4 protein-coding genes and 1 pseudogene are annotated in these 4,459 nt (G+C 67.4%); 4 read left to right on the top strand and 1 reads right to left on the bottom strand.

Going from position 1 to position 4,459, the window contains the following annotated elements; all coding sequences use genetic code 11:
* From Q0L11_RS14640 to hemA, 3 genes and pseudogenes are all read left to right on the top strand, one after another.
* A pseudogene (locus Q0L11_RS14640) lies at nt 1-281 on the top strand (methyltransferase); the annotation flags it as partial.
* Entirely contained in the window at nt 241-1,197 is a 957-nt protein-coding gene (gene mmsB, locus Q0L11_RS14645) for a 3-hydroxyisobutyrate dehydrogenase (RefSeq protein ID WP_296598187.1), read from the top strand. The pseudogene Q0L11_RS14640 and the gene mmsB, both read left to right, overlap by 41 nt.
* Nucleotides 1,198-1,368: 171 nt before the next feature.
* Complete coding sequence (gene hemA, locus Q0L11_RS14650) at nt 1,369-2,598, top strand: 5-aminolevulinate synthase (protein ID WP_296598185.1); 1,230 nt, start codon at nt 1,369-1,371, stop codon at nt 2,596-2,598.
* 210 nt (nt 2,599-2,808) lie between these two features.
* Here hemA and Q0L11_RS14655 read toward each other — a convergent pair whose 3' ends face one another.
* Nucleotides 2,809-3,243, bottom strand: coding sequence for a MucR family transcriptional regulator (locus tag Q0L11_RS14655; protein WP_296598186.1), 435 nt, complete (start codon nt 3,241-3,243; stop codon nt 2,809-2,811).
* A gap of 213 nt (nt 3,244-3,456) precedes the next feature.
* On the opposite strand from Q0L11_RS14655, the gene glyA reads away from it, so the two are divergent.
* Nucleotides 3,457-4,459: serine hydroxymethyltransferase (gene glyA / locus Q0L11_RS14660; protein ID WP_296598188.1), on the top strand; the 1,003-nt coding region annotated here is incomplete at its 3' end.

Genomic DNA, 4,459 nt, shown 5'->3' on the forward strand with positions numbered 1-4,459 from the left:
CCAAGGTCGACAAGCTGATCTACGACGCCATCAAGCCGGGCGGCGTCTTCATCGTCCTCGACCACGCGGCCGCAGCCGGCACGCCGATCGACCCCGACGACAAGCTGCACCGGATCGACCCGGCCGCCGTGCGCAAGCAGCTCGAGAGCTCGGGCTTCAAGTTCGAGGGCGAGAGCACCCTCCTGCGCAATCCGGCCGACGACCACAGCAAGACGGTGTTCGACCCGTCCATCCGCGGGCATACCGACCAGTTCATCTACAAGTTCCGCAAACCCAAGTAGCGACTTCGAAGAGGCATCCATGACCCGCATCGCGTTCATCGGCCTGGGCAACATGGGCGGCGGGATGGCCGCCAACCAGGCGAAGGCGGGGCGCGAGGTCATGGCCTTCGACCTGTCGCCGGCGGCGCTGGACAAGGCGGCCGCCGCCGGCTGCGGGAAGGCGGCCTCGGTCGCCGAGGCGGTCCAGTCCGCGGACGCGGTGATCACCATGCTGCCGGCCGGCCCGCACGTGCGCCAGGTCTACGCCGAGCAGATCCTGCCGAACGCGCCGACCTCCGCGCTGCTGATCGACTGCTCGACCATCGACGTGGAGAGCGCCCGCGCCGTGGCCGCGCAGGCCAACGCCGGGGGCTTCCGGTTCGCCGACGCCCCGGTGTCGGGCGGCACGGCGGCGGCGGAGGCGGGCACGCTGGCGTTCATGGTCGGCTGCGACGAGGCCGATTTCCCGGCGGTCGAGGATGCGATCAAACCGATGTCCCGCGTCACCTTCCGCGCCGGCGACCATGGCGCGGGCCAGGCGGCCAAGATCTGCAACAACATGGTCCTGGGCATCTCGATGATCGGGGTGTGCGAGGCCCTGGCGCTGGCCGAGAAGCTTGGGCTGGATCCGGCCAAGTTCCACGAGATCTCGTCGCAGTCGTCGGGTCAGTGCTGGAGTCTCACGAGCTACTGTCCCTGGCCCGGCCCGGTGCCGACCGCGCCGTCGAATCGCGGCTACGAGGGCGGTTTCGCCACGGCCATGATGCTCAAGGACCTGAAGCTGGCCCAGGAGGCCGCCGCGAAGGCGGGCGCTGCGACACCGTTGGGCGCCTCGGCCGAGGGCCTCTATGCCCTGTTCGACCGGCTGGGCGGCGGCGGCAAGGATTTCTCGGCGATTCTCGAGATGCTGCGCGGCCGCAGCGTCCAGCCCGGTTGACAAACATCAAGGATCACGCGGTCCGCGAATTCTATGCGGATGTCCACGAAACTTCGGGTCCTGCGACCCGCGGTCTTGTGGACAAGTGACGGCGTCGGCGCCAAAAGGTCGGGCATCTCAAAGGGGCCGGGCAGGGCGCGCCAGACAAGACGCGCTACCGGGAACAAGTCGATGGATTACAGGGAAGCCTTCCGCAATTCTCTGGAGCGGGTTCGGTCCGAGGGGCGCTACCGCGTCTTCGCCGATCTGAAGCGCCACCGCGGGCAGTTTCCCCACGCCACCTGGACCCGGCCCGATGGCTCCACCCAGGACGTCACCGTCTGGTGCTCGAACGACTATCTCGGCCAGGGCCAGAACCCCGTCGTCCTCGACGCCATGCACCAGGCCATCGAAGAGGCCGGCGCCGGCTCGGGCGGCACCCGCAACATCTCGGGCACGACCCACTATCACGTGGAGCTGGAGCACGAACTGGCCGACCTGCACGGCAAGGAATCGGCGCTGCTGTTCACGTCGGGCTACGTCTCGAACGAAGCTTCGCTGTCGACGCTCTACAAGATCCTTCCCGGGCTGATCATCTTCTCGGACGAGCTGAACCACAATTCGATGATCAGCGGCATCCGGGCCGGCAAGCGCGAGCAGCGCCGCGTGTTCCGCCACAATGACCTGGAGCACCTCGAACAGCTCCTGATCGAGGCCGATCCTGACGCGCCGAAGGTGATCGCCTTCGAGAGTGTCTATTCCATGGACGGCGACATCGCCGACATGGCCGGCACCGTGGCGCTGGCCAAGAAGTACGGCGCCATGACCTACCTCGACGAGGTGCACGCGGTCGGCATGTACGGCCCCCGCGGCGCGGGCGTCGCCGAGCGTGACGGCGTCATGGCCGAGATCGACATCATCGAGGGCACGCTGGGCAAGGCGTTCGGCGTCATGGGCGGTTACATCGCCGCCGACGAGGTGATCTGCGACGCGATCCGAAGCTGGGCCGACGGCTTCATCTTCACCACCTCGCTGCCGCCGGCGCTGGCCGCGGGCGCGGTGGCGTCGATCCGCTATCTCAAGACCCACAACGAAGTGCGCATCGCCCACCAGGAGCGTGCGGCGGCCCTGAAGGCCAAGTTCCGCAAGGCTGGCCTGCCGGTCATGCCGTCGGTCAGCCACATCGTGCCGCTGATGGTGGGCGACCCCATCCACTGCAAGATGATCTCGGACATCCTGCTCGAAGAGCACGGCGTCTACGTTCAGCCCATCAACTATCCCACCGTGCCGCGCGGCACCGAGCGTCTGCGGTTCACGCCGTCGCCGGCCCATGACGACAAGATGATGGATGAGCTGGTCGAGACGCTCGAGAAGCTCTGGATCCACTGCAACGTGAAGCGGGTGGGCGGCGTCGCCGCCTGATCCGCGTCGAGACGGACATTCGGGGCCCCCGGAGCGATCCGGGGGCCTTTTCCGTTGGGCATGCGACAAAGCGCGCTGCGGCGGCGTGGCGCAACGTGCGCGTGTGCAAATCATGGCCTACTCGCACGCGGATCGGTTCTTCCCACCAGCCCGACAACTGGAGCCGGTTCTGGAGCGCCCCTGCCTGCGCGGGGGCGCTTTCCACAGGCGCTACTTGCGCCGGCGCACCCCGCGGCCAAGGCCGATCTTCTTGGCGAAATCCGAGCGCCGCGCCGCATAGGCCGGCGCCACCATCGGGTAGTCGGGGGCCAGTCCCCAGCGGCGGCGATAATCCTCGGGGCTCATGTTGTAGCGCGAGCGCAGGTAGCGCTTGAGCATCTTGAGCTTCTTACCGTCCTCGAGGCAGACGATGTAGTCGTGTTGCACCGATCGGCCGATGGGGACCGCAGGCTTCGGCCGCTCCTCGGGCTGGGCAGGCGGCGGCGCGCCAGCGAGCTGGGTGAGGGCCTGGTGGACGGTCCGGATGATGTCCGGCACGGCGTCCGCGGTGACCGCGTTGCGGCTCACGTAGGCGGCGACGATTCCCGCGCCCAGGCGCATCAGTTCTTCGCCCGAGGGTCCCTCGGAATCGGGTCCTACGCTCATGACCACCTCATCTCGACACATGGGAACGGCCGTGAACGCGGCAAAGCACGTGCCGGCCTTTGCCGGTGAACGCCTGGAAGGTGCGAACGGTTCCCAGAATTACTGAACGAGGCTGCGGTTGGAGGGGCGGGCGATCGGGAGTAAAGGAGGCGCCTTCGCCGCCAGACTCGTCTGCCTCGTCGTCGCCCCAGCGAAAGGCCACCGCCCTTGAACCTGCACGTGCAAGCCCAGCCCTCCACCGAAGACTTCTTCAAGGCCGGCGTCGGCCAGGCGGACCCCGCCGTCGCCGCCATCCTGGACGGCGAGCTCAAGCGCCAGCAGGACCAGATCGAGCTGATCGCCTCGGAGAACATCGTCTCCCAGGCGGTGCTGGACGCCCAGGGCTCGGTGCTCACCAACAAGTACGCCGAGGGCTATCCCGGCAAGCGCTACTACGGTGGCTGCGAGGTGGTCGACGAGGTCGAGACCCTGGCCATCGAGCGCGCCAAGCAACTGTTCGGCTGCGAGTACGCCAACGTCCAGCCGCATTCGGGCAGCCAGGCGAACCAGGCGGTGTTCATGGTCACCATGACGCCGGGCGACACGTTCATGGGCATGAACCTGGACCACGGCGGCCACCTGACGCACGGCAAGAGCGTCAACCAGTCTGGCAAGTGGTTCAGCCCCGTGGCCTACGGCGTCCGCGCCCAGGACCACCTGATCGACTACGACGAGGCCTATGAGGTCGCCAAGGCCAACAACCCGAAGGTGATCATCGCCGGCGGGTCGGCCTACTCGCGCCAAATCGACTTCAAGAAGTTCCGCGAGATCGCCGACGAGGTGAGCGCGATCCTGATGTGCGACGTGGCGCACTACGCCGGGCTGATCGTGGCGGGCGAATATCCCAATCCGTTCCCGCACGCCCACATCGTCACGACGACCACGCACAAGACCCTGCGCGGCCCGCGCGGCGGCCTGATCCTGACCAACGACAAGAAGCTGGCGACCAAGATCAACAGCGCCGTCTTCCCCGGCCTGCAGGGCGGTCCGCTGATGCATGTGATCGCCGCGAAGGCCGTGGCCTTCGGCGAGGCCCTGCGGCCCGAGTTCAAGACCTATGCGAAGCAGGTGATCGAGAACGCGCGCGCGCTGGCCGACAGCCTGCAGAGCGTGGGCTTCAAGATCGTCTCCAACGGCACCGACAGCCACCTGATGCTGGTCGACCTGACGCCCAAGA

Origin of the sequence: Phenylobacterium sp. (assembly GCF_024508875.1) — a bacterium.
Lineage (GTDB): Bacteria > Pseudomonadota > Alphaproteobacteria > Caulobacterales > Caulobacteraceae > Phenylobacterium.

Bases quoted from the DNA above. Each gene is read 5' to 3' on its own strand.
- hemA (WP_296598185.1), top strand. From the start codon at position 1,369: ATGGATTACAGGGAAGCCTTCCGCAATTCTCTGGAGCGGGTTCGGTCC.
- Q0L11_RS14655 (WP_296598186.1), bottom strand. From the start codon at position 3,243: ATGAGCGTAGGACCCGATTCCGAGGGACCCTCGGGCGAAGAACTGATG.